Origin of the sequence: Faecalibacterium sp. An77, assembly GCF_002161315.1 — a bacterium.
In the GTDB taxonomy this organism is placed as follows: Bacteria; Bacillota; Clostridia; order Oscillospirales; family Ruminococcaceae; genus Faecalibacterium.
The window spans coordinates 1-26811 of the sequence record NZ_NFHK01000016.1 but is presented as its reverse complement, the minus strand read 5'-3'; the positions used below and the strand labels follow the sequence as shown (position 1 = coordinate 26811).

Sequence of the window (26811 nt, the reverse complement as noted above, 5' to 3'; positions counted from 1 at the left end):
AATCCAAAACGTTCTTTGCATGTCACTCAAATTCCACCCCGTCCCGGGCAGGCAGGCGGCGGTAGAGGGTCAGCCACATGGTGATGAAACAGGCCAGCCCGCCGATGGCGTTGGAGATGGGTTCGGCCCAAAAGACGCCGTCCACCCCCATGCCCAGCTGGGGCAGCAGGATGGTCAGCGGAGCCACAATCACCGCCTTGCGCAGCAGCGAGAAAAAGACCGCCCGCTTGGGGCAGCGCAGGGAGGTGAAACAGGCCTGGCCCACAAACTGAAAGGCCATGAAGAAGAAGCCGAAGAAATACTGTTTCAGGGCCACCTGGCCGGCTTCCAGCATAGCGGGGTCGCTGGTGAAGATGGACACCAGCAGATGGGGCATGGCGATGACCACCGCCCAGGCCGCCACCGTATAGCCCGTGCCCAGCAGGGCGGTGAAGCGGATTCCCTCCCGTACCCGGCTGTAGCGCTGGGCGCCGAAATTGTAGCTGAGCACCGGCTGGGCGCCGCTGGTGATGCCGTTGACCGGCAGAGACAGGATTTCCCGCACCGAGTTGAGGATGGTCATGACGCCCACATAGAGGTCACCGCCCCAGACCCGCAGGGTGGCGTTGCAGACCACCTGTACCAGACAGTTGGTGCCCGCCATGATGAATCCCGACATGCCCAGGCCCAGAATATCCCGCACCAGGGGCAGCTGCAGCCGCAGATTTTCCCGCCGGATGCGGCAGATGCTCTGACGCCCGGCGAAAAACAGCAGCACCCACACCACCGAGGCCAGCTGGCTGAGGACGGTGGCGATGGCCGCGCCCTGGACCCCCATCCCCAACCCGAAGATAAACAGCGGGTCCAGCACCAGGTTCAGGGCCGCGCCCAGCAGGGTGGTGCCCATGCCCACCCGGGGATGGCCCTGGGCGTTGATGAAGCCGTTGAGGCCGGTGGCCAGCATGGTGCAGGGGGTGCCCAGCAGGTAAATTTTCAGGTAGGCGTCGGCGTAGACGTAGGAGGCGTCGCTGGCGCCGAACAGATACAGCACCGGCCGCCGGAACAGATAACAGACCGCCATCAGGGCCGCGGCGCTGACCGTCAGCAGCGTCACCACCTGGCCCAGAATCCGTTCGGCCCGCTTGTCATCCTGGGCGCCCCGGGCGATGGCAAACAGCGGCGCGCCGCCGTTGCCGTACAAATAAGTAAAAGCCGAAATCAGGGTGGTCAGCGGAAAGGCCAGCCCGATGCCGGTGAGGGCCATTGACCCCACATCCGGCAGGTGGCCGATGTAAATGCGGTCCACCACATTGTAGAGTAGCTGGACCATCTGGGCCACCGTCAGGGGCACCGCCTGAGCCACAATGCTGCGCCAGATCTTTCCCTGGGTGAAGTCGCTGCTGTTTTTTGCTTCCATCCTCGTTTGTTTCCTCTCTTTCCGCAATCTTTTCTTCCTTATTGTAGCACGCCCGGGGGCCGGGCGCAAATGGGCCGGCCCAGCGCCCGAAGCCTTGTATTTCAGCCCCCGCTCTCTTGAAAAGCCCCGCCCGCTCTGCTATGCTATAGGAAAATACAACCATTTTCACTGGACAACACATGAAATACGCGCTTTGCAGAAAGGGGAATTCCTGGATGGCCACACCAAACACCAAACACATTCTTCGCCCTGTCCTTGTCCTGACGGCGGCGCTGTATACGCTGGCGCTCTGCGCCGGATGCAGCCGCCTGCCCGAAGTGACCCTGGACCAGCTGATGGACCAGGTCAACGCCGCCCACCAGGCGGTCAACAACGACGGGCTGAAAGAGAAATTCATTCCGCGACAGCCCGTGGACGAAAACGGGAATTTAATCCGTATGCAAACGTACTATACCTCTCCTGAAGATGTCCAGCCCTATGACCCCGACCTGGTACTGACCCGGCAGCAGATGGAGGAGGACGTGGTCTATCTCTTTGACGCCTTCTATGCCTGTTATGGAAACTATGACAAAATGGGCGGGAAGATCATTTTTGACAAGGCAGAGCGAGCTGTCTTGAAAGAGTGCGCCAGGCATGATTCTCTCCGGGCCGAAGACTTCCAGCAAATGCTGCTGCCCTATTTTACCTTTGTGAAGGACGCCCATTTCCAAATCCAAAATCAATCTCCCAACCCGCTCTGGTATCCCTTTTTCTTCCGGGAAGTGGCCTTCTATCTGGACGAGGACCAGTACATCACAGCTGACCGCAAAACCGTCGCCTCGGTGGATGGGTATGACGATTTGAGCCAGCTGTTCAGACGTTCCATCTCTCCTGAGGGGGAGATCGTCTATTATCCCGTTGTGCTCCAGGACACCACCACCTGGGACGAGCCCCTCATCGTCCACTACACCGACGGCAGCACCCAGGTGCTCCGGTGCGAACCCTACAGCTGGGGAGAAGGCATCGGAAAAGTGGACCAGGATGCCGTCCCGGAAGTACATTATGACGACGATATTCCGGTTCTCCTGGTAAACGCCATCCGGGGCGAAACGGTGGAGGGCTGGCAGGAAGGGTTTGACCAGGGAGCAAAGGTGCTGGGAAATGCCCCCGTTGGAATTCTGGATCTTCGTTTCAACCCCGGCGGATATGGCGACGTGGCTATGGGGTGGCTCAAAGATTATGCAAAAACAGCCGTCCCCACCAATTCCCTGTTTTTCTTCTTCAATTCAGAAAGTCAGCAGACCAACGCGAGGGATCTGTGGGTGTCCAATGACAACCTACTGGTGATCTTGACCAGCAAATGGACGGCCTCTGGCTCCGAATGGCTGATCGACGCCGCCCATAACCTGGAAAATGTGCTGATCGTGGGCGAAAATACCGGCGGTGCCTTGATCGGAGGCTCAGCCCCCGTCCAGCTGCCAAACAGCAGGCTGTCGGTCACAATTGGGCCCTCCCAGACCATCATCCCCGACACCAACGATTATTTTGAGGAATTCCGGGGCTTCTGCCCCGATTTGTGGGTGCCCGCCGACGAGGCGGAGGACCTGGTCCTCGCCCTTCTGGCCAGACAGGCCAAAGACCCGGCATAAGCTCCCCCGTTGACCCCACCGAAAACCGCCCCCCATACACAGAAACATCCGCCCTTCCCTGACCGACGGGGAACGGCGGATGTTTTCGCTGCGGGTTTTGGGGGGCGTCACGCGCCTTTTGCGGTCCGCGGCCGCACAGGCAAAATGCTCCCTTCCCGGCCAGCGGCGGCGCCGTCTGCCGGAGAGGGAGCATTCTGTTTCAGGGGTTTAGGCTTTTTGCCGGCGTGTCACAGGTACGCCATCTGCAGGCTGCTGGAATCACACTTCTGGGAAAACTCCACCTTGAAGGTGTGGGTGGTGTCGTGCGCGCCCGCATTGGCGCCGTGCTGTTCCGGCGGGGTGAAGGTGAGGGTCAGGGTGCCCGCCTCGCTGCTCATGCTGCCGGTGGCGGTCACTTCGATGGTCTCCCCCGGGTTGACGCCGTAGGCGGTGCAGACCTTTCCGTCCGCGGTGGTCTGGTCGGCCTGGGCCATGTCGTCGCTGCGGGTGATCTGGACCTGGAAGGCCTGGTCCTGGAAGGTCCCGCTGATGCCGGTGGACCCGTCGTAGTACTCACCAAAGGGATTGCCGTGGAGGTGATACAGCCACACCGGCTCGGACGTCCGGTTGGTGACCGAGAACCCCAGCAGCACCAGACAGGACGGCTCCTGCTGCCCGTAGACCGAGCGGGAAACCGAGTCAAGTTTGATCTGCAGATAGGCGTCCTCGGAGGTGGCCTGGAGAATCTTCACGCTGTCCGCAGCGGACATCTGTTTGTCGCTGGCGGCGCGGGCGGGCACAGAGAGCGTCAGCAGCAGCGCAGCGGCGCCGGCCCGGGCGGTGCCCTTCAAAAAAGATCTGCGGGATATCAACATGGTACATCCTCCTCGCTGATCGAAGGTTTTGGGTTTGATCCCGGCGCAGATCCCACCCTCTGCCCCAAAGGACAGGCAGAATCTGCTGGTTTTAGTATAGCACGTCCAGCGGAAGAAAGGCGGATTTTTTGGCTTCTCTTTCCTCCAAACCCACAGATTCAGTACAGTATACAATTTTTCGCTGTGGTATTTGTGGGGTTTTGCCGTGGCAAAATCCACAAAAACGGCCTGTCCTCCGCGTAGGCGGCCGGTTACCTCCGCGCCCTAGTCAGCGCTTTTCGGCGGGCCGTCCCGCTTTGGGCCGCCGCCTTTTTCCTGTGTTTGGTTGGGCAAAGCCATCCCTGAAACCCTCCTCCGCTTCACAGGCAAAAACCGGAGAAGCCCGGCCCGCAAAGGCCCGGCTTTTCCGGTTTTGGTTTGGCGTGATTCAGTTCAAAATCCAGACCCCTAGGTTGAGATACCCGGCAAAGGCCACCCACACCAGATAGGGAATCTGCAGCCGGGCGGCCAACGGTTCCACCCGGGCAAAGACGGTGATCATCCAGAGGATGACGCCCCACAGGGCGGCCAGCCAGATCAGGGCCAGGCCGAACATCTGGAAGCGGAAAAAGAGAATGCTCCAGAAAAAGTTCATGGCCAGCTGCAGCCAAAAAATCCACAGCCCGTGCCGCCGTTCCAGAGTGTCGGCCGTCAGGGCAACCCGGGCCGCACTGATGCCCATGAGGGCATAGAGGATGGTCCAGACCACCGGGAACACCAGCGGCGGCGGCGACAGGGGCGGCTGGGCGATGCTGTCGGTGTAAATTCGGACATCCTCCCGGGTCAGCCAGCCGGTCAGGCCGCCCGCGGCCTCGGCCAGCAGAATCCAGAACAGATAGGTCTTGATTTTGGTGTGATTCATATTGCATCCCTCCATCACAGGGTATGCAAAAACCACAGGGGTATACACTGGGAAATGTTTGGGGCGTTGCAGATACGTTTATTCTTCCCTCCATAGGTTGTAAACCGTCTTGCCCTGTTTGCGGGCCTCATTGGCAAACCGGGCCGCCCCACCCCACGAATGGGCCACATATGTCACCACATAATCGGCATGGCCTAGCATCCAACGGTTTCTCCAGCAAATGGCATACCGTTTGGGAACCTTTTCCACCCCCTCCGGCAGTATGGTGTGGGGGCCTCCGTCCTCTGGTCTGCGCGGCATATAGGCCAGAACGACGGTATACGAAATTTCCGGATACAAAAGTTTTAGTTCCCGCAGGACACCGGCGGCCATGGCATCAAAGGCGCCATGATTTCCCACGTAAAATGTCGTCACGCCCTGCCGCTCCACCAGTTCCATCAGCAGTGCCCTCAGCTGCGGCCGGATTGACGCGGGACTGTCCCGATGTCCAAAGAAGGTACATCCTTTTTCCTGCATATGCTCTCCTCCCAAACAGTCTATGTATAGCCTATATAGTAGCACGCATAGCCTATTTTGCGCAACCGGATTGTTTATCCTAAAGAAAAACATCCGGGAGGGAAACATCATGGACACGGTTGCTGCCGTCCGAAACCGCATTTTGACTCTCTGCGGAGAGCGCTCCATCACCATCAACAAGCTGGCCACCCTCTGCGCGCTGCCGCCGTCCAGCATCAAAAACATCCTGTACGGCAAGAGCCAAAATCCCAAGCTGTTGACCATCAAAATGATCTGCGACGGCCTGGGCATCACCTTGGGGGAATTCTTCTCCACCCCCGAGTTTGACGCACTGGAGCAGGAAATTCAATAAAACCCACAAAAAACCGTCGCCCAAAGAGGTCTCCCCCTTCGGGCGGCGGTTTGATTTGTTTTGTTACAGGCTGTGGCGGTAGGTGTCCTTCAGCTGCCGGATTTCTTCCAGGCGCTGGAGGGCGTCGGAGCCCATCCGGGCCGACACGGCCAGGGTCAGGGCTTCCGCCACCGCCACCGGGGCGCTCATGGAATGCTGGGCGTTTTCCTCCCCGCGGTAGACCAGAAGCCGGATGCTGGCCTGGGCGTCCTGCATCTCGTGATAGGCCCGGCTGGTGAACAGCAGGGTCTGGTAGCCGGCCTTTTTCTGGTAGTCCAGAAGCACCCTTCCCTCGGCCGACAGCTTGGCGAAATTGAACAGCACCACCAGGTCTTCCGGGCCCATGGCGGGCAGGCTTTCCAGCAGCTCGGTGCCCGCCGAGGGAATCTGCCGCACATCCACCCCGATCCGCCGCAGCCGGTATTCCAGCAGCTGGGCCGGCGCGCGGGAGGCGTTTTTGCCGTAGAGAAAGACCCGCCGGGCCCGGCAGATTGCCTCCACCGCCTGGGCGAACCCCTCCTCGTCCAGCAGCTCCTGGGTCTTTTGGAGGTTGTAGCGCTGCTGTTCCAGCCAGTAGGCCAGCGGGCTAGCCTCCTGGGTCTGCAGGGTATGGGTCAGCTTCTGGGCGGGGCCCCGCTGGACCGTCTGGTCCAGAATCACCCGCTTCAGATGCCGGAAATCCTCGCAGCCCACATGGCGGGCAAACCGGGAAACGGTGGCCTCCGAAATGCCCAGCGCATCGGACAGCTGTCCGATGGTCATGCAGAGAAATTCGTCCCGGTGGGCGGCGATGTATTCCAGAATGGACTGCTCGGTGGACGTCAGCCGGTCCGGCATCTGAGGGAAGGAAAATGGCATGGATGGCTCCTTTTACAGCAGGGATTGCAGCTCCGAATGAATCTGCCCGTTGGTAGCCAGTATAGCACACCGGGATGCGTCAAGCAACGGGGCGTCCCCGGCAAAATCCGTCACCCGGCCCCCGGCCTCGGCCACAATCAGCATCCCGGCGGCGTAGTCCCAGGGCTTGAGGCCGTGTTCCAGATAGGCGTCCAGCCGTCCGCAGGCCACATAGCACAGCTCGATGGAAGCGGCCCCCACCCGCCGGACGTCGTGGCACCGGTCGTAGATGCGGCGCATCCGGGCAAAGGCGGCGTCGGCCTGGTCCCGGCAGCCGGGGTTGGTGCCCACCGAACAGAGGCTGTCGGCCAGGGCCGCCGCCCCGCTGACATGGATGGGTTCTCCGTTGCAGAAGGCGCCCTTCCCTCTCCGGGCGGTGAACAGTTCATCGGCGTAGGGGTCATAGATGAGGCCCAGCTCCACCCGGCCCTCCACCGCCAGCGCCAGCGAAATGGCGCTGTGCCGGAATCCGTGGATCAGGTTGGTGGTGCCGTCCACCGGGTCCAGCACCCAGACCGCGCCGTTCAGGTCCACGGCGGCGTTGTCCTTTTCCTCGGCCATCAGGGCCGCGCCGGGGGTCAGCTGTTCCAGGGCCATCCGGATGTTCTCCTGCACCCGGGTGTCCACGGCGGTGACAAAATCGGTCTTTCCCTTGGCCCGGGTCTGGCCGGCCAGGGTGCGGCTGTGGAGAAGCTGTCCCTGCTGCCGCAGCAGGGCGGCGGCTTCCTGCAGCAGGGCGCTGCTGTCCAGGGTCAGCATGCGCTGCGCCCCTTGGCCATCAGGACGGCGGGAGACTCGCCGCCGTTGCGCAGCAGCACCGACACATAATCCCCGCCCAGGGCGTGGATTTCCTTCAGGGCCCGCTTGAGGACGTTGGCGGTCTTGACCTTGATGTCGGCGTCGGGGTGAATCACAATCTGGTAGCGGCCGGCCTTCATCTCCCGGGCCAGCTCCTCAAAGGTGTCGAACTCCTCCTCGAAGCAGGTGCGGATGCAGCCGTACTGCACTGCCTGATGGGTGTCGCTGCCCGCCACCACCGGCTTGTTCAGCCGCTGGCCCAGGCCGAAGGTCAGATGTTCGGTGCGGTCCTGGTCCACGGCCACGTCCTTGCCGTTCAGGTCCAGAAAATCAAACCGGGCCAGCAGTTCGGGGGACAGCTCGGGGATGTGCCCGCCCTCCCGGAAGGGGTGTCCGGCGCCCACCAGCACCGGGTACTGGTCAAACAGGCGGAACAGTTCCTCTGCCGGCAGGAAGGCATTTTTGCTCTTGTAGGGGGTCAGGCGGCGGTTCAGCTCCCGGATGGCCTCCATGGGGCCGATGGACAGCACATGGCCCCCCTCGGCGATGTCGGTTTCCATGCCGGGGAACACCTTCAGCCCGTCGATGACGTAGGCGTCCCCTTCCTTGTCCCCCCGGTCGGCAATGTAGCCGTAGAGGGTGTCAAACTGCTGGGTGTTGAAATGTTCGGTGAGGCAGATGGCGTCCAGCCCTGCCTCTTTGGCCTCGTTGAGAAGCCAGTCGGTGTATTCGGTGGAGAAGGGCAGGTATTTGGCCAGCTTCCCGTGGGTGTGAAAATCCATATACATAGGTAAAAACCTCCGGCGTCAGATCAAAGTGGAGATCAGGATGGTGACCGCCACCCACAGGAAGGAGACCGACAGGAACAGCAGGTCATTGTTGGTGACCCGCAGGACCGACAGCTTGAGCCGCTTGACCTCTTTGTTGACGGCAGCGTAGCGGTAGCCCTTGATCTCCAGCACTTCCACGGTGGTGCGGGAGCGCTTGGCGGTGTTGAGCATCAACGGATAAAAGGCGTACACGATGATCCGCACCTGATAGATCAGGTAGCGGATTTTGCCCCCCAGGGTGTCGTGTTCGGGCGGGTTGCCCCGCAGCCGATAGGACAGCAGCACGCTCTGGAACTCCTCCATCAGGATGGGCAGCATCCGGTAGGCGTAGGAGATGGAGAAGGACAGCCGTTCGGGGCAGCCGAACCACATCAGGCCCTGGGACAGTTTGTCGGGGTCCATCCCGGAAAAGACGGTGACCGACGCCAGCGAGACGGTGGCCACCTTGAGGGTCAGCACCAGCAGCGGGGCGATGGCGGAGGCGTCGCCGCCGAACAGCCAGGTCACCACCAGCAGGTACCCGGTCTGGGAGAACACGCCCAGACCGAACAGGAACAGTACCAGCCCTGCCACATGGGCCAGGGCGGTGGTGATGGTCACCAGCACAAAGCACCCCAGCAGGAAGGGCAGACTGTTCACAAACCAGGGCACCAGCCCGAAGAACAGATACCAGGCAATCAGAATCCGGGGGTCCATGGCGGCCACCAGGGTATCGTTGTTGCCGTAGGCATTTTTCAGCACCTGATTGCGGAGAAAGTCCATGGAGAATTTGTCCAGGATGTTTTCCGACAGTTTATCGACCATTTTCACAGCAAGCGGTCCTCCCCTCAAAACAGCGCAGGAAATCATCGATGGTATAGCACAGGGCGTGCGGGTCCAGCGCCTGCCCCATGGTAAAGATCTCGGGCGGGCGGATGCCCACCTGTTCCAGGACGGCCCGGTTGCCGAACACCTCATCCCGGGTGCCGTCGGCCACCACCCGGCCGCCGCACAGCACAATAATCCGTTCGGCCCACTCGCAGACCAGCTGCATATCGTGGGTGGCGATGACCACCGTCTCGGTGATCTCTTTCAGGTCCTCCAGGGTCCGCATAATCTCCTTGCGGGTGGCGATGTCCAGGTTGGCGGTGGGCTCGTCCAGCAGGAGAATCCCCGGATTGAGGGCGATGCCGATGGCCAGGCTGGCCCGGCGCATCTGTCCGCCCGACAGCAGGCGGCCGTCCCGGTCCCGCAGGCCGCTCAGCCGGAACCGCTGCAGCAGCTCATCGGTCCGCCGGGCGGCGTCGGGCACTCCCCGCGCCTCCATGGCGTAGGCGATGTCCTTAGCGATGGAATCTTTGATGAACATGTCCTCGGGGTTCTGATAGACCATCGAGATCTGGCGGGAGAGGGCTTCGGGCTTGACGTCGTGGAGCCGGACGCCGTTCAGCTGGACGGCGCCGGATTCCGGTTTCAGCAGGCCCACCAGCAGTTTCATGAAGGTGGATTTGCCGGCGCCGTTGGAGCCGATCAGGGCCACCTTGTCCCCCTTGTGGATTTCCAGGTCCAGCCCCGAAAAGACGCTGTGGGGCGCGCCCTTGACGCTGCGGTAGGACACCGACACCTTTTCAAAGGCGGCCGCCGCAGGCCCGACCGGGTGCGGGACGGCTGCCGGACGGGGGGCCGGCTCTGCCTTGGGGGCAAAGACCGCCCGGCCCGCCTCCACCGTGGTGGGGAGGAGCACATCCGGGGCCAGGGCGCCGGCCTGCTGCATCCGCCGGGCGGCAATGGTCACCTGGGGCGGGAAGATGTTGCAGCTCTGCAGCTCGTCCACCCGCTGCAGAGCGTCGGCGGTGGGCAGCACCCACTGGACCCGGCCGTCCTTCATCAGCATCACATGCTTGCAGAAGTCCGCAATGTATTCGGTGTGGTGCTCGATGACGATGATGGTCTTGTGACAGGTTTCGTTCAGCTCCCGCAGGACGGCGTAGATCCGGTCGGCGTGGCCGGGGTCCAGCTGGGCGATGGGCTCGTCCAGAATCAGCACGTCGGGCTGGAGGGACACCGCCCCCGCCAGGGCCAGCAGATGGGTCTGGCCGCCGGACAGCTGCCAGATGAAATCATTTTCCCTGCCCCGCAGGCCGCACTGTTCCAGTGCGTCCAGGCCCCGCTGGCGGTAATCGGGCATGGCGTAGTTCTGGCAGGCATAGGACGCATCGTCCAGCACGGTGGGCCGGATGATCTGGTTTTCGAAATCCTGGTACACATAGCCGACCTTGCGGGCCAGGGTGCCCACATCGGTTTCCCGGGTATCCAGCCCGCAGGCAAGGACCCGCCCCTCCATCGCACCGCTGATGAACTGAGGAATCAGACCGTTGAGGGTCTTGCAAAAAGTGGACTTTCCGCAGCCGTTGTTTCCAACGATGGCGAGAAAGTCCCCTTGTTCAATGGTTACGGTGATGTCGTTGAGGGTGGGATGCTCTGCGCCTGGATAGGAATAGGTCAGATGATCTATCTCTATCGCGTGCATGGGTTCAACCTCTTTCTGCGGGGATCTGTTCGGTGCGTTTCCGCATGGCCAGCACCACGGCCACCACAACCACAGCGGCTGCCACCATGGCCACCGCAATGGAGGTGGAGCTCTCGGCCCAGTCGGCCTCCCAGTCAATCAGGCTCATGCCGCTCTTGGCCAGCAGTTGGGTGACGGCCGCCACCACAAAGGCCGCAGCGCAGCCCAGGATGGCTTTTGCGCCCAGGGGTTCCAGGGCGGTCTGGGTGGTGCGGGGCTCCATGCCCAGCAGGGGCTCGATCTTGCCGTGGAGCTTGGGCACCAGGTAGAGGGTGGGCAGCAGGCAGAACAGGATGCCGGAGAACAGCAGGTCGTTCAGGAAGGCGAAGCCCTCGGTGGCAAAGACGCTCTCGGGCAGGCCGGCCACCGCCTCAAAGTCATCCACAGCCAGCTGAACTTTCAGGATGTCCACCACCATGCCCAGGAACAGCTGGATGGCGGTGCCGCCGATGGCCGCCGCACCCACCATGGTGCGGTTGGCGGGGTCGCGGACCAGACGGCCGGCGACGTAGACGCCGATGGTGACGGTGATGAATTTCTCCACTTCGCCCAGACCGCCGAACTGGCCCAGCATGATCTCGCTGAACACCAGCTCACCGGTGGCGGCGCCCAGGGCCGCCGACATGGGGTCAAAGAGCATGGCCAGCGTCAGGGGAATGAACAGGAAGTACTCCACCGAGAATTCCACAATGCCCACCTGAAACTTGGGGATCAGCTCCGAGAACAGGGTAGCCAGGCCGTAAAGGGCCATGGACAGCACAAAAATCATCAGCTTCTGCGACTGGTTGGCCGCTTGCTTATGGATGGACGTCATACATGATACCTCCCAATGATATCCATGAATTGTTTCGCTTCTTGGAACAATTCACAGTCTACCAGAGGAATGTAAATCCTGCGACCAAGGCCCTGTAAAATGTTTGTAATTATTTCAGTTTCTTGTTTTTATGAAAATATATTTTCTTTTTGAACCCCGCATGACGTCCCGACGTGCAAAAACCGCCCGGAGAGGTTTCCCTCCGGGCGGCGGTGGTTTTCCTGTTCGGTTTTTCGGTCAGGACTCAATGTCGTAGGGCCAGGTAGTGATCCCGCCGAAGTCATAAATGCCGGTATACCCCAGATCGGCCAGGGCCTTGGCGGCCTTTTTGCTGCGGTTGCCGCTGCGGCAGTAGACCAGCACCACCGAGTCCTTTTCAGGGATGACGGCGGCGGCGCTCTCCTCGTCGATGGTGCCCACCGGCAGCAGGACGGCCCCGGGAATATGGCCGCCGTCGTATTCGCTCTGCTCCCGCACATCCAGGATCAGAACCTCCTGGGTGTCCATCATCTCTTTGGCTTCTTCCTGGCTGATCTTCTTGTAGGCGTCGGAGGATGCGGCACCGCAGGCGGTGAGCATCATCAGCACCGAACACAACATAGGCAGAATGCGCTTTTTCATCGAAATACCTCCTTGTATAGACCCTCTGCAAAGGCCCGGTGGCCCTGCTCGGTGAAATGGACGCCGTCGTAGGCCAGGCCCACGCCCCAGAGCCCTGCATCGGCGAACCGGATTCCCAGCCGCGCCGCCAGTTCCCGGCAGAGCCGGGCAAACGCTTTGGAAGCGTCCATCAAATGCTCGTCCTGAACCCATTCCCCAAAGGTCACCGGCGGCGGGGCAATCAACAGAATCTTTTCCCGCTCCAGGTCCAGCCCGGTGATAAACCGTTCCAGCCGGCCGGCGGCGTCCGCCGGGGTGCAGCCCTGCAGCAGGTCATTGGTGCCCAGCATCACCACCAGCAGGCCGGTGTCCGCCGGAAAGGAAACGGGCTGCCGGGGAATCTCCCGGCCGTTCTGGCCCCGGTTGGAGATGTTCCAGCCGGTTTTCCCGGCCAGAATGTCCACCCATCGGTTTTGGGGGTCGTACCGGTCCCCCAGCCAGGAGCGGGGGTCGTAGCCATAGGTATTGGAATCCCCAAAACAGATGACGTTCATACGGCTTTCCTCCGGTCTGTTTCCTTTGCATTCCCCGCCCGCCGCAGCGTGCGCGTGTGGGTTGGATGGCTTTATTATAACATGCCCCGTTTCCCCTCACAACGCCTCTTTGGCTCCACTGTGACTGACGCACATTCGCTCCCTCTCTTTTCTTTTTTCCGCATCTGTGCTAGAATGGAAAAAAGACGTTGGAAGGAGCGCTGTGTATGGGTGAATTGCTGATGGATCTGGCCTCGTTTCTCCTGAGTGAAGTGCTGTTCCGCCTGCGGGAAAAGAACCGGGCTCTCTATGTTCTGATTATGGGCGGCTTCATTGCCGCCTTTGCCGGTGTGGCCGTCCTCTTTTACAGCCAGGGCGCCCCGGTCAAGGGGACGGTCATGGCCCTGTTTGCCCTGCTGATGCTGGTGCTGCTGGTCTACACCCTGCGCAAGGACCCCCAGCCCGCCCGCCGGACCTGGAACTCCTGGTACGACAAGCACTCCCGCTGACCCGTTTATTCCAAACAAAACAGCCGCCCGGCCTCTCCCCGTTGTGGGATGGGTTCCGGGCGGCTTTTTCTGTTCAGGGGCGAGGGGGCGGGGTTTTCCCGGGCTGTCCAGAGGGACAGGCGCTCTGGACCGTGTCCATCACCGCCTGCAGCAGTTCCAGCTTCTGCCGGGCCGGACAGTCCAGACGCCGGACGGCGTCGGCCACAAATTCGGCGTGGACTTCCGCCGCCCGCCGGGCCAGTTCCTGCCGGCCCGCCCCGGTTCCGGGGCCATGTACCACCACCCGAATGGGTGCGCTCCGTCTCATCCCCACCGCCTCCCGCCTGTTCGCCTGGTTCTATCCTATTGTGCACGGCCTGTCTGGTATGACTGGGAAGCAGATTGTTTGCAGACAATATCTGTGCTATAGTAAAATCAACTGTTTTTCACAGAGCATTCAATATCGCCAAAGGAGGCGCTCATGGTACATATTCTGTTGGATATTCTGGATTTCTCCTCCGATTTCCTCTCAGCGGAGCTTCGCCGCTATATTCGCCCGGAAAACAAGGTGGTTATCCTTGCCTTTTCCTACCGCGACAGCGCCGTCCATTGCCTGAAAGACTGGAATACTTTATACGGAAAAGATGGCGGCATGTATTACGATGCTATGGTCACCCCCTTCCTGCATTACGGCATTCCCGAATCCAACATCCGGATCATCAACTACTATACCGACACTCCATCCCAAGTCGCAGAACTCCTTCGCCAAGCTGACATCGTCTATTTCCCGGGCGGGCTGCCCGACCGTATGCTGGAACGGATTGACGCCTTTGATTTGAGAAACACTCTGCTCTCTTTTCAGGGGATTATGATGGGCTACAGCGCTGGCGCAGTTCTTCAGCTGCAGGAATACCATCTGTCGCCGGATTCAGACTATCCGGAATTTTCCTACTATAGCGGACTCCCACTTCTCAAAGATTTTTATCTGGAAGTCCACTATGAAGGAACCGATGTGCAAAATCAGGCCATTCAGCGGGTCCTGAATGAACGCAGGAAAATCGTTTACGCCACCGTCACAGACCGTTCCGCCATCCTAATCGACGGTTCCGAGACCAAACTTTTGGGGGATGTCCGAGTATTCACCCCCTTATCCCAATAACCAAATTTTCTTTTGCCGACTTACCTGGCCTCTCCTTCATGGGATGTCCCTCCCCCGCATATAACATCCAGTGAAAGGAGTTCCGCCATGCAGAAACAGCCAAATCCCAACGTCATCGCCATCTATTCCCGGAAATCCCGCTTCACCGGCAAGGGGGAAAGCGTCGGGAACCAGGTGGAGCTTTGCCGGGCCTATATCCGCACCGCCTTCGGGGACCGCTGCGCCGACGGGGCGGTGGTCTTTGAGGACGAGGGCTTCTCGGGCGGCAACCTGAACCGCCCCGGCTTCCAGAAAATGATGCAGGCCGCCCGGCAAAGGCAGTTCCGGGCGGTGGTGGTCTACCGGCTGGACCGGATCAGCCGCAGCATCAGCGACTTTTCCGCCCTCATCCAGGAGCTGGGCCGGCTGCAGATCGACTTTGTCTCCATCCGGGAGAGCTTCGACACCTCCAGCCCCATGGGCCGGGCCATGATGTACATTGCGTCGGTGTTCAGCCAGCTGGAACGGGAGACCATCGCCGAGCGCATCCGGGACAATATGCAGGAGCTGGCCAAAACCGGCCGCTGGCTGGGAGGCACCACCCCCACCGGCTACACTTCCGAGGCGGTCCAAACGGTGACGGTGGACGGCAAGACCAAGCGGGCCTGCAAACTGAAATTGATCCCCCAGGAGGCGGACATCGTCCGCACCATCTACCAGCTGTACAGCGAGACCGACTCCCTCACCATGACCGAGGCGGAGCTGCTGCGCCGGCAGATCCACACCAAAACCGGGCGAAACTTCACCCGGTTTTCCATCAAGGGGATTTTGCAGAACCCCGTGTATCTCCTGGCCGACCCGGACGCCTACCGGTATTTTGTGGACAAGCAGGCCGGACTGTGTTCCCCCGCCGGGGATTTTGACGGGGAACGGGGCATCCTGGCCTACAACCGCACCGACCAAGAAAAGGGCCGGGCCACCCTCTACCTGCCCCCCAGCGAATGGATTGTGTCGGTGGGGCAGCATCCGGGCCTGATCCCCGGCCGGGTCTGGGTGCGGGTGCAGGAATCTCTGGAGCGGAACAAGGCCAAGAGCTACCGCAAGCCCCGCAGCAATGAGGCGCTGCTCACCGGTCTGCTCTGGTGCCGGTGCGGCAGCCGCATGTACCCCAAACTGTCCCGGCCGGCCGCCGACCGCAAACCGGTCTACGCCTACGTGTGCAAACAAAAAGAGCACAGCAAGCGGAGCCTGTGCCGCTGTCCCAACGCCAGCGGCGGCCGGCTGGACGCCGCCGTGGTGGAGCAGGTCAAACAGCTGGCGGGCGACCGGGACGTATTTTTGACCCTGCTGGAAAAGAGCAAGCGCCCGTACACCGGCAGCCGGGAGGAATCCCCGCCCATGCTGGAAGACCTGCGCCAGCAGCAGGTCCTCACCCGGCGCAAAATCACCGCCCTGCTGGACGCTCTGGCCGATTTCGGCGGCAGCGCCGCCTCGGTCCACCTGAAAGAGCGTCTGGAGGAGCTCCACGCCCAGGACGCCGCGCTGCAATCCCGGATTCAGGAGCTGGAAAGCGCTCCCCCGCAGAACACCCTCAGCCCGGCCGAACTGGACCTGCTGCGGCAGATGCTGGCGGTTTTCCGGAACAGCCTGGACCAGATGTCGGTGGAACAAAAGCGGGCCGCCCTCCGCACTCTGGTGCAAAAGGTGGTCTGGGACGGGACCTGGGCCCATGTGGTGTTTTTTGGCGCCGAGGACGAGGCTCCGGACGGGCAGACCGCCGGCCCCGGCGCGGAGGCAAACCCCGTCGAACCCGGGGATTTCGGGCCGATGAATCCCCGCGAATCCTCCGGTCATCCGGGACATTTGGCGGAATCCGGCGCTTTGGGGGCCGATTTTCCCGATTCGACTCTCTGGGGAGAGGATAGCAAATGAAATCCGGATGCAGTTCCGGCGCGAAAAAAAAGTCGGGCCGACGGTCTCTCTGCAGGAATCCCTCGACACCGGCAAAGACGACTCGGCCCTGACCCTCTCCGATCTGCTGCAGGACACCGCCTGCATGGAAGAGACCTGTGAAAAGAAAGACGACGCATCCCGCCTGCGGAGCCTCATCGAGGCACTGCCCGCCCGGGAGCGCCAGCTGGTTCTGCTGCGCTACGGTCTGGGCGGCCAGCCGCCCCTGACCCAGTCCGAAACCGCCCAGCTGTTGGGCATCAGTCGGAGCTACGTATAGCGACGCCGCTAATGTAAACGAAGCCCGGAAAGTCTTGTGGAATAAGGCTTTCCGGGCATTCATTATTGTATAGATAATTTAGTTAAGCGGCCACTCATCAATTGAATTAGCATCCAAAAATATCGTGTTCTAATTCTTGATAAACTGCCATGTCTGGGGTAATTAGTTTTGCTAATGTGTCACGCATAATCATTTCGCCGTTATTGCCACATGCGGTAACCCCAAGGAGCTTTTTGCCTAATGTGCAAATATCGTTTCCTGCGGACTTGATGTCATCAGGCGCATTTCCACGAGCAACACTATCTGCGATTTTTTGCGTTTTAATGGCTAACAGTTCATTTTCCTTGTCAGGTGAATTAGAAATTTGACACCATTTCTTTAAAACGGAATCATCCAAGATGTAAGATTCAATGTGTCGACGAGAAATGACTTTAACGCCATCAGCTTGTAGGTCTGCAATTTCCTCAGGACTTCTATCATCTCGATCCACAAGACGTACTATGGTTGAAGAGGGAGACACCTTGGTTATGAAATCAATAACTGATTGTTTGCTTTCAATATCGTTGCAACTTCCGAGTGAATAAAAAATAGTATTTGGGTGTGTGCTCTTGAAAATAATTGAATAGCAGCGAGCATCAAAATCTTTTCTTTTTCTACCCCTTGTTGTTCCTTCACAGAATACGATTGTTTCCGGAGAAAGAAAAGGTGCGTAATCATCCAGTGTAATTTCAACCATTTTATTCCAAAGAGATGTGTCACAACTGCTTGGCTCTAAAGTTACATTTTCATCAAAATCATATCCATCAAAGTTTAAAAAAACAACTTCTCCAGGATTCTGTTCCAAGAGCTTTCTGGCTTCTTTTAACATACCAAAAGAATGGGTAGAAATCCACAGCTGAGATTCGTTGGGAACAAGATCGAATAGTTCAACAAGAAGTCGTGCTTGCAAACTGGTATGAATATGTGTCTCAGGTTCATCAATACAGAAAATAGTATCCTTGTAAAACTCACTTTTGATAACCATGTCCAAAAGCAAATCAAAGGCAGCCTTTTCACCACCAGACAATTTTTCGTAACCGAATTTTGTCGTTGTCCCCTTGGAGAAGTAGAACTCAGCCTTATCTGTAACTAAGCCAATTTCCGTCAACGTTAAATCAGAAAAAAGTCGCTTCAGTGGTTCTCTGATTTTCTTAAGAGTTTCATCTCTTAATGTCTTAACTGTTTTTCCATCATTCTCTTCACTATAAAACTGTGATAAAGTTTCAGAAATAAGCCGTTGATAGTTATCGTCCACAGTCGAATCATTCTGAATCATCATTTTATGATCAGCTATTTCAAGCGGAGATTTTACTTCGCTCAATGTTTTAATGGAAATCTGAGGAGAGTTTCGGTATGCCGTTCTAAAATAGAAAAACTGATGATATTGCTCCTGTGAAAACGAAGAGATATCAGTATGAAAATCTATGTTAACCAATTCAAAGCTATTCTTTGCACTATCAGAATCTTTTCTGCAATAGTCATTATTGGCTCCATTTCTATATCCATTAAAGAGATGCCATGTTTTGAATGCATCAAAAACAGAGCTCTTCCCGCATCCATTAGGTCCAAGTAAAACAACAAGTTTTGCTGTTTGGGGTATATTTTGAATGCTCAGGTCGGTAAAGCGTTTGAATTGTTCCAAGTGTACTGCTTTAATTCTCATCTTCTGTTTCCTACCTTTTCGAATTTTTTATATGCCCAATGTCCGCCTTCACGATATTTGTTCAATTTTCTTTCCTCAACAAAACTCGATAGAATCCGATTCGCTGTTGCCGCCGACACCCCACACAATTTCCGCACATCGGCATTCATGATATAGTCGTGAGTTTTGAGATGCTTCTGGATCTTGTTCCAGCGGAGCGTGGCCTTGTCCATTTTTTCATCGTTCATTTCATCACTCGTGCTAACCGCTTCTATGAGTGATGCTTTGATGGCGGAGAGTATAAACTCAATAAACACCGTGGACTCTCCGGCATCATTGGAAGTATTGATGGCATCATAATATTCCTGCTGGCGGTCATAGATAATAGACTCTACCGGAAGCCAGGCAAAGGCTGGATTCCATTTAGAAAGCAGCAGCGTATGCCACAGGCGGCCCACACGCCCATTTCCATCAGCAAAAGGATGAATCAGTTCCAATTCATAATGGAACACACAGCTGCGAATGAGCATGTGAACCTCACTAGTCTTTACCCAGTCCAGCAACTCCATGACCAGATCAGGAACATATTGTGGAAGCGTACCGAAATGTAGGACATGTCCTTCGCTGTCTACCACTCCTACAGGTCGTGTTCGGAACATGCCTGATTCCTCGACTAAGCCCCGAGTCATAATGCCATGGGCAGTCAACAGGTCGTCCACCGAATAAGGATCAAGCTCATCAAGCCGCTCATAAATTTCATAAGCATTTTTGACTTCAGCAATATCCTTGGGTGGAGCCAGGACATGCTTCCCATTCAGTACGGCTGTTACCTGCTCCAAGGAAAGGGTGTTCTGCTCAATTGCCAACGACCCATGTATGGTACGGATTCGATTGCTACGGCGCAAAGTAGGATTTGAAGAAAGCGCGTCTGTCACATTCAGTTTTCCGAGCAGTTCGGCGATTTCCGCTACATAGTCAATCATCTGGTTTGTGATTTCAAAAGGAGGCTTTTTGTTTCTCATTACAATACCTCATAATCGAAATAGAGTGATTTTATTATATCATGCATCGCTCATTTCATCAATCAAAAATAGTGCATCGTTTGAGTGATGCTCCCTTTGGAGAAACAAAACAAGGCCGTGGATTTTTCCACGGCCTTGTCATACATAACGGATTTTGAGTCTGCTTCGTCTGACCATGTGCCTGGTGGCCATAGTAACATAAGATCACCAACATTAGGAAAGGCGGTTTTATGTATGGTTGCTGGACACTTGCGTGTGCAAAATGGATATTGGCAGATGATTTTATCTTATAAAGATAGCACCGGAAAACGGCGAACAAAATCGGTGACGACCCACTTGAAAGAAAAAGGAAACAAACGGCGGGCAGAGGAGATGCTGCTGGATCTGCGCAGAGCATTTACGAAAGAACGGCAACATGCCCTACAACATGGGCCCATGTTTTCCGACTTTATGCGAGATTGGCTGGCACAAATTTGCCCCACCGTAGCACCTACAACATTTGCCTCTTACTGTCGGGTTGTCGAACAATCCATTGTGCCATACTTTGAAGAAAGAGAGATTACACTTCAGGCTCTGACAACCGGGGACATCACAAACTATTATGACTGGCTGCTTCACAAAGGACTTTCCCCAACCAGTGTTTTGCGCCATCATGCCAACATTCACACTGCATTAGAAAAGGCAGCTGCTCTTGGCCTAATTGAAGCAAATCCGGCAAGGCAGGCGTCCAAACCGCGCAGGGCTGACTTTTTGCCGCAGACCTATTCCGCCGAGGAAGCTTCCCAGCTTTTGACCCTACTCCATGGACAAACTCTGGAGCTTCCTGTGGCATTGGCTCTGGTGTTCGGTCTACGACGCAGTGAGGTACTGGGACTTCGCTGGGAAGCCCTGGATTTGGAACGTAAATTGCTCTATGTCCGCTGTGCAGTCACGCAAACGTCTTTGCATGGAAAAAGCAAAGTGCACAACCGGGAGGTATTGAAGCGAAAGGCAAGTTATCGCACCTTGCCCATTCCGGAAAATATGCTCCCCCTATTACGCCAGTATCAGCGGGAAAGCGGTTGGCTTTGCTTAGACGAGAGCGGTGTCCCTTTCCGTCCCAATCAGTTGAGCCGCCGCTTTCAGTCTTTTTTGCAGAAAAATAACCTGCGGAAGATACGGTTTCATGACCTGCGACATAGCTGTGCCGGGATTTTGATTTCCTCTGGGGTTCCATTGCTGGAAGTGCAGCAGTGGCTGGGACACAGCACCTATCAAACGACTGCGGATTTATATGTCCACCTTGATTTTTCAACCAAACTCAAAAGTTCCGAAACCATCAACACAATTCTTGAAAAGGAGCAAAAACCATGAAATTACCGGACATTCACGATTTCAGTACTACCGCCCTATACCAACAAGCAACACAAATCCTGCACAGTTCACAGACGTTCTCTATCGAGGAGGAAGCCCCAAACGAATTTGCGGCATTGTTTCAAACCGAAAAAGAGCTTCTCCAAATCCGCTTGCAGCTGGATGATGACCTAACCATACAATCCATCCTCAGCAGCGCCAGTGACGGGTGGATTCGTCCTTATGTATTCGCTGTCTTGATTGCAACGGATTCTATGCGAGGATATGATGTATCCGATTGGGACGCAGTCTGTGCAAATACTTCCTCTATTTCGTAAGCAACTCTCATCGCCACTCGAACGGGTGGCGATTTTTTTATGCCTTTTTCAATGGACAGGCAATGCATAGAGGATTTGCACATATTCTTTTCTATATCGTAAAGGAGGATGATACCATGCCGAAAAACGCCCTTGTTGTACGTTGTGTTTTTGAGTCAGCCGAGAGAGCACTGCCGGAGCTTCTGGAAGAGTCCTTTCGGCTGTATCTTCACCGCATCCTTGCTGGATATGGAAAAGTCACGATACAATAATGTCGATGAATGGCCGCTTATCTCAGGAGGTATGGTATGTACTTAGAGATAAGCAACCCCATGGATTACCATGTGGCTTTATACATCAGACTATCGAAGGAGGATGAAAACGAAGGACCATCCCAAAGTGTTCAGAACCAGGAATCTCTGCTGCGGGAGTTTGTGCAGCAGCACCGGCTGTCCGTCTTTGACACTTATGTGGATGACGGATGGAGCGGCACCAGTTTTGACCGTCCCAGTTTCCAGCGGATGATTGGCGACATTGAGACAAAAAAGGTCAATATGGTCATTACCAAGGACCTTTCCCGTTTGGGCCGTGATTATATCATGACCGGCCACTATATGGAGCGGTACTTCCCAGAACACCGGGTGCGATACATTTCCCTGCTGGACGGCATTGACACCGGCGTAGACTCCACAGCCAACGACATTACCCCATTCCGTGCCATCATGAACGACATGTACGCCAAGGACATCTCCAAGAAGATCAAGAGCGTCAAGCGGGATAAGCAGCGGAAAGGGCAGTTCATCGGCGGCAAGCCCATGTACGGGTACAAGATGCACCCCACCGAGAAAAACAAGATCGTCATTGACGAGGAAGTAGCTCCGGTGGTGCGGCGGATCTTTGCCCTGGCTCTTTCGGGTATGAGCTGCCGCAAAATTGCGACCACGCTCAACGAAGAAGGCATTCCAACACCAGCCACCTATTGCGGCTGGAAAGTTGGAAATCCTGGCCCCTACACCGGGCTGTGGAGCAGCGAGCGGATCTCCGAAATGCTGAAGAACGAGACCTACATCGGTAATATGGTGCAGGGACGTATGGTGAAGATCAGCTACAAATCCAAGAAGTGTCTGAGGCAATCACCGGAAAACTGGGTCGTAGTGGAAGGAACGCATGAGCCCATCATTGACCCGGAGACATTTCAAAAGGTACAGATGCTGGTAAACAGCCGCAAGCACACCCGAAGCCGGACCTATGACTTCTTGCTGAAAGGGCTGATTTTCTGTCACGAGTGCGGCTACCCCATGGCGGTACTCAACCGCAAAAATGCTGCCGGAGAGGATCGCCTGTTCTTTGTCTGCCGAACCTACCAGCGTTTTACCAAAGCTGGTGTTTGTACCTGTCACTCCATCAAGGAAGAAACGGTGAATGAAGCCGTGCTTGCCAAGGTGCGGGAGGTCTGCCAGACCTATCTGAATCCTGACCGGCTGAGCCCGATTGCGCAAGAAGTCGTGGAGAACGCCAGCAAGGAGTCCAGCTGTGAAGCGGAGATGCAAGCGCTGCAATCTAAAATCACCGCTCTGACTACCAATCTGGATCAGATGTACATGGACCGGCTGAATGGGCTTCTATCGGAAGAGGACTTCCAGCGCATCTATCAGAAGGTCAAGCTGGACCGCACAGTTCTGGAAGATCGGCTGAAGAGCCTTCAGGAACAGGCAAAACAGCCGGTGAACACCGAAGAAAAAGCCAAGGCACTGGTGAAACAGTTTCTGGACTCGGTACTGACCAGTCGGGAACTGCTGGTCAGCCTCATCGAGCGGGTGGAGCTGACCGAGGAAAAAGAGGTCATCATAAAATTCCGCTTCCACGAGCTGGAGGCGATTTCTTAGAGGGCATCGTTTACAATAGGCGTGTCGCTATGTATCCCGCCTGGAAACCCACGCCCTGGAAGAAATCCGGGCGCAGTGGGAGCTGTAAAAGGCGCGTGCTGCCTTTTTGCCCCAAGACTTCACACAAAATCGAGGAGCGCCGGCCTTTTCCCCGCTCCACAAAAAAGACGGGCTGAGAAACAAGGTTCTCAGCCCGTCTTTTTGCGTCATTTGTTTGCGGGAGGCGCGTTCGCCTCCCGGCAGCATTCCATCCTCCGGCGGATCTGCGTTGAAAAAGCCGGCAGGTGCAGCGGTTTTCCCCGCCGGACCCCTGCGGGGCCAAAATGCGGCCTGTTTTTCTCAAAGACAGGCGTTTTGGTGGATTTCCGGTCAGCCCAGATACTTGTAGATGGTGTACCGGCCTCGGTTTTGAGTCTTGCTGCCGTACTGGATGGCCTGCTGGGGGCACTCATGGAGGCACCGCAGGCACTGGCAGCAATTCCCGGTCCAGACCGGGGGCCGGCCGTCGGTGACGGTGATGGCGTGCGCCGGACAGTTCCAGGCGCACAGGCCGCAGCTGTTGCACCGGTCATCGGCGTGGAATGACTTGGTGTCCCGGGCGAACCGGTTGAATCCGGCGTTCACCACCCCCGACTTGATCCAGGCCATGGGCCCCTCTTTGACCCGATAGACTTTCTGACCGGCCAAAATTTCCCTGGCCATCCGCTCCATCTGCCAGGAGGCGTCCGCCAGTTTCCGCCGGACGGCGCCGTCGCTCTCCACGTCCTCGGCCAGGATATAGTTGTTGGGCATCACCAGGCTGTAGCTGCTGTCCAGCGGGCAGACCGCCGCCAGCTTTTTCAGGGCCAGGCCGGCCTCCGAGCCGCAGGTCCCCACGCCAAAGGTGAAGGCTCCCGTCCGGGGCAGGTTTTGGGCAAACTCCATCACCATCTGGGGCGGGCCCCAGGCATACACCGGGAAAACCAGGCCGATGCGGCTCTCCCCCTGCAGGTCGGGCAGATTGTCCATCCGGGCCAGGTCACAGACCTTGTCGCCGGTATAGGACGCCAGCTGCTGCGCAGCCCACCGGGAATTTCCGGTGCCGGAAAAGTAAAAAATCATCCTTGCTGTCCTCCTGTTCCCGCCGCCTCCGCCGGGCGGATCTCCTCCCCTTCTGCCGGGCCGGGGGCCGGCAGGGTGAAGGTAAAGCAGAACCACCGGTCCCTGCAGCTGAGGGTATACTCGCCGCCCCAGCGGTCCAGCACACCGCAGACGTTCACCAGGCCCATGCCATGGCCGGGCCCGGTCTTGGTGGTGGGCGGCAGGGTGCCGCCGGGCCAATCCAGATCCTGTTCCACCCGGTTGCGCACCGACACAATATATTCCTCTCCGGTGCGGCGGATGCGGAGGGTGATCTGGGGCGGGTCGGCCCGCACCGCCGCCTCCACCGCATTGTCCAGCAGGTTGCACATCACCGTCACCAGGTCGGTGTTCCGCAGCGGAAAGCTGCGCAGATCGCACAGGTCAAAGTGGAGCATCACCCCTTTTTCGGCGGCCTGATGATACTCCTTGCTCAGGAGGGCATCCATCAGGGGGTTGTGGGTATCCACCACCGCGGTCCCCGCCGAAATCTTCTGGGAGACGCTGGCCAGGTAGGCCCGGGCCCCCTCCATGTCCTGCTGCTCCAGATAAAAATGGATTGCATCCAGGTGGTTGGTGAACTCATGGGTCAGCCGCCGCTGGGTCTGGTAGGATTCCATCAGAGCGTCGGCCCTCTCCTGTTCCATTTCCATCCGGCTCTGGGCCCGGCTGGCCCGCAGGGTCTGGCCGCTGAACATGGTCAGCAGCACAAAATACACCGCCACCGACAGCAGCAGCCCCACACACAGCAGCAGCATAAAGCTGTATTCATCCGAAACCTGGTCAAAGGCCGCCAGCAGCACATTCATGGCGGCGGCCACGCAGAGGTAGATGTCGGCCACCAGCCGCTGGCGGGGCTCAACGTATACCACAAACTTTTTCATCCCGCGGACGGCAAGCCAGACCAGCAGGTTCAGCACCACGTCATAGGCCAGGATGGAAAAGGGCATGGGCCACACGTCCGCCAGCCGGACGCCCCAGAATGTGGCCGCCAGCGAGGTCATGACGTTTTCATAGCCCAGCACCGTCACCCCGCAGACCACCACCGAAAAGAACTTTTCCAGCAGTTTCCCGCCGAACAGCAGGGACGCGGCCGCAAACCGCAGCCCGTTGAAGGTCAGCGACCAGGGGGAGTATGGGACATAATCCCCCCACAGAAACTGGGAGATCATCCACAGACCCATGGCCAGAGCGGCGGCCCGCCGGCAGGACAATCTGCCGCGGCCCAGCATGGCCGCCTCAATCTGGAGCACCGCCAGGAATTCCCCCGCACAGGGCAGATACATCAGCCACTGTTTATCCATTGCCAAATCGCCCTTTCCACTCCAGATAGGTGCCCCGGATCGCGCCGTATCCGGCCCGGCTGACGCTCAGCTCCACCTGATTTTCCATCTGGACTTTATAGCCCAGAATCTTGTGAATATACCGCATATTCACCACGGCGCTCCGGCCCACCCGCAGGAATCCGCTGCGGTACAGTTCCTCCGGAAGCTCGGACAATTTTCCGTAATAAATGCACAGCGGTTTATGGGGCGTCTCTCCAAAGACCATCACCCGGCGGCCTTCGCTTTCCAGAGAATAAATCCGGTCATAGGGAATCCGCACCACTTCCCGGTTGACCTCCACCACCAGGGCCTTCTGGCTGATGAACAATTCGGTATAAACTTCCTCCAGGCAGACCGGCAGGGTCTGGCGCAGCGACTCCTTCAGCAGATACCGGAAGGCGCTGACGGTATATCCCTGGGTGGCAAATTCCAGATAGGCCGAGATATACACCAGCATGATGTCGTGATTTTTCTGTTTGAGGGTGCGGCCCAGCTGGATGCCGCTGGCGGTGATCAAATCCACATCCAGGAACGCCAGCTGATATTGTTCCAGATCCGGCAGGGCCTCTGCCTCCTCCGCACGGGTGCAGACCCGGGTCTGGACTTCCACCCCTTTTGTTCCAAAAAAAGAGGTCACCGCTTTTTGAATCCGCTCCCCAAAGGCGGGTTCATCGTCGCATATCAATATATTCATCATTCTTCCGCCAATCCCCTGTTTTTTGCAGTCACTTCCGGCCTGATCCGGCGCCGGCATCACGGTATTTTTTCAATAAAAATACACAATTCCGCCGCGGTTGTCAAGCGCCGGGCCGGGCCCCTTTTTCGCCGCCTTTTGGCTTTTGTTCCGACGAATGAGACTCAGGCACTGGCATCCGGCGTCAAACCGTGCTACAATAGCAGGGAACCACATCTTCCCGCCGGCCGCCGGAAGGCGCCGGCTTTTCACAACAGAAAGGAAACGACTATGAGAATTGCAGTTACCTATCAGGATGGTTTTGTTTTCCCCCATTTCGGCCACACCGCCCAGTTCAAGGTCTACGATGTGGAAAACGGCCAGGTGGTGCGCAGCCAGGTGGTCAGCACCAACGGCCAGGGCCACGGCGCTCTGGTGGGTCTGCTGAGCCAGCTGCAGGCTGACACCCTGATCTGCGGCGGCATCGGCGGCGGCGCACAGGCCGCCCTGGCCTCGGCCGGCATCCGCCTGTACGGCGGCGTGTCGGGCCAGGCGGACGCTGCGGTCCAGGCTCTGCTGGACGGCACCCTCAGCTACAATCCCGACGTCCACTGCGACCATCACGGCCACGAGCAGGGCCACAGCTGCGGCCAGCACGCCTGCGGCAGCGAGGAAAAGCACGGCTGCGCCGGCAACGGCGGCTGCCACGCTGAGTAATCCCTCTTTCACCCACAGAAAAACCCCGGCCTGGAACGCCCAGGCCGGGGTTTTTTGCTTTGTTTGCTTAAGCGTAAAAACAACCCCCGGCTCTGCCGGGGAGTGTAGAAAAATTACATATAAAAAGACCTTCTGGTAAAATAAGTCTGCGGTCGGCCAACTGCAGAAAAATACCAG

29 protein-coding genes are annotated in these 26811 nt (G+C 57.7%); 11 read left to right on the top strand and 18 right to left on the bottom strand.

Going from position 1 to position 26811, the window contains the following annotated elements:
- Positions 1-22: 22 nt before the first annotated feature.
- A complete protein-coding gene (locus B5G28_RS07330; RefSeq protein ID WP_087247383.1) occupies positions 23-1396 on the bottom strand; it encodes an MATE family efflux transporter in 1374 nt (457 codons plus the stop codon).
- Between the two features lie 215 nt (positions 1397-1611).
- Here B5G28_RS07330 and B5G28_RS07325 point away from each other — a divergent pair, with 215 nt between their 5' ends.
- Positions 1612-3024: a S41 family peptidase gene (locus B5G28_RS07325; protein ID WP_158099596.1), complete on the top strand. Its 1413-nt coding sequence runs from the start codon at positions 1612-1614 to the stop codon at positions 3022-3024.
- Positions 3025-3251: 227 nt separating this feature from the next.
- Here the strand turns inward: B5G28_RS07325 and B5G28_RS07320 are convergent, their stop codons facing one another.
- From B5G28_RS07320 to B5G28_RS07310, 3 genes are all read right to left on the bottom strand, one after another.
- Entirely contained in the window at positions 3252-3878 is a 627-nt protein-coding gene (locus tag B5G28_RS07320; RefSeq protein WP_144265497.1) for a twin-arginine translocation signal domain-containing protein, read from the bottom strand.
- Positions 3879-4305: 427 nt separating this feature from the next.
- Complete coding sequence (locus tag B5G28_RS07315; RefSeq protein ID WP_087247377.1) at positions 4306-4779, bottom strand: TspO/MBR family protein; 474 nt, start codon at positions 4777-4779, stop codon at positions 4306-4308.
- A gap of 78 nt (positions 4780-4857) precedes the next feature.
- The gene (locus tag B5G28_RS07310) at positions 4858-5217 is read right to left on the bottom strand and encodes a hypothetical protein (RefSeq protein WP_144265496.1); all 360 of its coding nucleotides are present in this window, start codon (positions 5215-5217) and stop codon (positions 4858-4860) included.
- Positions 5218-5404: 187 nt separating this feature from the next.
- Here B5G28_RS07310 and B5G28_RS07305 point away from each other — a divergent pair, with 187 nt between their 5' ends.
- A complete protein-coding gene (locus B5G28_RS07305; protein WP_087247373.1) occupies positions 5405-5647 on the top strand; it encodes a helix-turn-helix transcriptional regulator in 243 nt (80 codons plus the stop codon).
- 63 nt (positions 5648-5710) lie between these two features.
- Here B5G28_RS07305 and B5G28_RS07300 read toward each other — a convergent pair whose 3' ends face one another.
- From B5G28_RS07300 to B5G28_RS07265, 8 genes are all read right to left on the bottom strand, one after another.
- Positions 5711-6544, bottom strand: coding sequence for a MurR/RpiR family transcriptional regulator (locus tag B5G28_RS07300; protein ID WP_087247371.1), 834 nt, complete (start codon positions 6542-6544; stop codon positions 5711-5713).
- A 12-nt stretch (positions 6545-6556) separates the two neighbouring features.
- Positions 6557-7342 carry an inositol monophosphatase family protein gene (locus B5G28_RS07295; RefSeq protein ID WP_242967506.1) on the bottom strand — a complete coding sequence of 262 codons (786 nt, stop codon included), beginning with the start codon at positions 7340-7342 and terminating at the stop codon, positions 6557-6559.
- A complete protein-coding gene (locus B5G28_RS07290) occupies positions 7336-8169 on the bottom strand; it encodes a PHP-associated domain-containing protein (protein ID WP_087247369.1) in 834 nt (277 codons plus the stop codon). The genes B5G28_RS07295 and B5G28_RS07290 overlap by 7 nt, the downstream gene beginning before the upstream one ends.
- An 18-nt stretch (positions 8170-8187) precedes the next feature.
- A complete protein-coding gene (locus B5G28_RS07285) occupies positions 8188-9015 on the bottom strand; it encodes an energy-coupling factor transporter transmembrane component T (protein ID WP_242956789.1) in 828 nt (275 codons plus the stop codon).
- Positions 9005-10720 (bottom strand): energy-coupling factor transporter ATPase, encoded by a 1716-nt coding sequence (locus tag B5G28_RS15185; protein WP_087247366.1) that lies wholly within the window; start codon positions 10718-10720, stop codon positions 9005-9007. Before B5G28_RS15185 ends, B5G28_RS07285 begins: the two co-directional genes overlap by 11 nt.
- A gap of 4 nt (positions 10721-10724) precedes the next feature.
- Positions 10725-11573 (bottom strand): cell division protein FtsQ, encoded by an 849-nt coding sequence (locus tag B5G28_RS07275; protein WP_087247364.1) that lies wholly within the window; start codon positions 11571-11573, stop codon positions 10725-10727.
- A 237-nt stretch (positions 11574-11810) separates the two neighbouring features.
- A complete protein-coding gene (locus B5G28_RS07270; protein WP_204228830.1) occupies positions 11811-12194 on the bottom strand; it encodes a rhodanese-like domain-containing protein in 384 nt (127 codons plus the stop codon).
- Entirely contained in the window at positions 12191-12727 is a 537-nt protein-coding gene (locus tag B5G28_RS07265; protein WP_087247362.1) for a GDSL-type esterase/lipase family protein, read from the bottom strand. The genes B5G28_RS07270 and B5G28_RS07265 overlap by 4 nt, the downstream gene beginning before the upstream one ends.
- A 206-nt stretch (positions 12728-12933) precedes the next feature.
- On the opposite strand from B5G28_RS07265, the gene B5G28_RS07260 reads away from it, so the two are divergent.
- Positions 12934-13215, top strand: a complete 282-nt coding sequence (locus tag B5G28_RS07260) for a hypothetical protein (RefSeq protein ID WP_087247360.1) — start codon at positions 12934-12936, stop codon at positions 13213-13215.
- 73 nt (positions 13216-13288) lie between these two features.
- Here the strand turns inward: B5G28_RS07260 and B5G28_RS07255 are convergent, their stop codons facing one another.
- On the bottom strand, positions 13289-13522 hold the full coding sequence (locus tag B5G28_RS07255) for a hypothetical protein (RefSeq protein WP_087247358.1): 234 nt from the start codon (positions 13520-13522) through the stop codon (positions 13289-13291).
- A gap of 153 nt (positions 13523-13675) precedes the next feature.
- Between B5G28_RS07255 and B5G28_RS07250 the strand changes: the two genes are divergently transcribed.
- The 3 genes from B5G28_RS07250 to B5G28_RS07240 all read left to right on the top strand — a co-directional run bounded on the left by B5G28_RS07250 (position 13676) and on the right by B5G28_RS07240 (position 16562).
- On the top strand, positions 13676-14353 hold the full coding sequence (locus B5G28_RS07250; RefSeq protein ID WP_087247356.1) for a Type 1 glutamine amidotransferase-like domain-containing protein: 678 nt from the start codon (positions 13676-13678) through the stop codon (positions 14351-14353).
- 87 nt (positions 14354-14440) lie between these two features.
- Positions 14441-16264 carry a recombinase family protein gene (locus tag B5G28_RS07245; RefSeq protein WP_087247354.1) on the top strand — a complete coding sequence of 608 codons (1824 nt, stop codon included), beginning with the start codon at positions 14441-14443 and terminating at the stop codon, positions 16262-16264.
- A gap of 7 nt (positions 16265-16271) precedes the next feature.
- The gene (locus tag B5G28_RS07240; protein WP_087247352.1) at positions 16272-16562 is read left to right on the top strand and encodes a sigma factor-like helix-turn-helix DNA-binding protein; all 291 of its coding nucleotides are present in this window, start codon (positions 16272-16274) and stop codon (positions 16560-16562) included.
- 106 nt (positions 16563-16668) lie between these two features.
- Here B5G28_RS07240 and B5G28_RS07235 read toward each other — a convergent pair whose 3' ends face one another.
- Entirely contained in the window at positions 16669-18264 is a 1596-nt protein-coding gene (locus B5G28_RS07235) for an AAA family ATPase (RefSeq protein ID WP_087247350.1), read from the bottom strand.
- A complete protein-coding gene (locus B5G28_RS07230; RefSeq protein ID WP_087247348.1) occupies positions 18261-19265 on the bottom strand; it encodes a Fic family protein in 1005 nt (334 codons plus the stop codon). Before B5G28_RS07230 ends, B5G28_RS07235 begins: the two co-directional genes overlap by 4 nt.
- Positions 19266-19499: 234 nt before the next feature.
- Between B5G28_RS07230 and B5G28_RS07225 the strand changes: the two genes are divergently transcribed.
- From B5G28_RS07225 to B5G28_RS07215, 4 genes are all read left to right on the top strand, one after another.
- Entirely contained in the window at positions 19500-20618 is a 1119-nt protein-coding gene (locus tag B5G28_RS07225) for a site-specific integrase (RefSeq protein ID WP_158099595.1), read from the top strand.
- The gene (locus B5G28_RS07220; RefSeq protein ID WP_087247344.1) at positions 20615-20935 is read left to right on the top strand and encodes a hypothetical protein; all 321 of its coding nucleotides are present in this window, start codon (positions 20615-20617) and stop codon (positions 20933-20935) included. The genes B5G28_RS07225 and B5G28_RS07220 overlap by 4 nt, the downstream gene beginning before the upstream one ends.
- A 116-nt stretch (positions 20936-21051) precedes the next feature.
- Positions 21052-21186: a hypothetical protein gene (locus B5G28_RS15145; RefSeq protein ID WP_255396774.1), complete on the top strand. Its 135-nt coding sequence runs from the start codon at positions 21052-21054 to the stop codon at positions 21184-21186.
- A 36-nt stretch (positions 21187-21222) separates the two neighbouring features.
- Positions 21223-22800 (top strand): recombinase family protein, encoded by a 1578-nt coding sequence (locus B5G28_RS07215; RefSeq protein WP_087247342.1) that lies wholly within the window; start codon positions 21223-21225, stop codon positions 22798-22800.
- Between the two features lie 369 nt (positions 22801-23169).
- Here B5G28_RS07215 and B5G28_RS07210 read toward each other — a convergent pair whose 3' ends face one another.
- From B5G28_RS07210 to B5G28_RS07200, 3 genes are read right to left on the bottom strand one after another with little or no spacing between them, the layout of a single operon-like run.
- A complete protein-coding gene (locus B5G28_RS07210; protein ID WP_087247340.1) occupies positions 23170-23901 on the bottom strand; it encodes an EFR1 family ferrodoxin in 732 nt (243 codons plus the stop codon).
- Positions 23898-25223, bottom strand: a complete 1326-nt coding sequence (locus B5G28_RS07205; protein WP_087247338.1) for a sensor histidine kinase — start codon at positions 25221-25223, stop codon at positions 23898-23900. The genes B5G28_RS07210 and B5G28_RS07205 overlap by 4 nt, the downstream gene beginning before the upstream one ends.
- Complete coding sequence (locus B5G28_RS07200; protein WP_242956784.1) at positions 25216-25941, bottom strand: LytTR family DNA-binding domain-containing protein; 726 nt, start codon at positions 25939-25941, stop codon at positions 25216-25218. The genes B5G28_RS07205 and B5G28_RS07200 overlap by 8 nt, the downstream gene beginning before the upstream one ends.
- 267 nt (positions 25942-26208) lie before the next feature.
- Between B5G28_RS07200 and B5G28_RS07195 the strand changes: the two genes are divergently transcribed.
- Positions 26209-26634, top strand: coding sequence for a NifB/NifX family molybdenum-iron cluster-binding protein (locus tag B5G28_RS07195; RefSeq protein WP_087247334.1), 426 nt, complete (start codon positions 26209-26211; stop codon positions 26632-26634).
- The last annotated feature ends 177 nt before the right edge of the window (positions 26635-26811 follow it).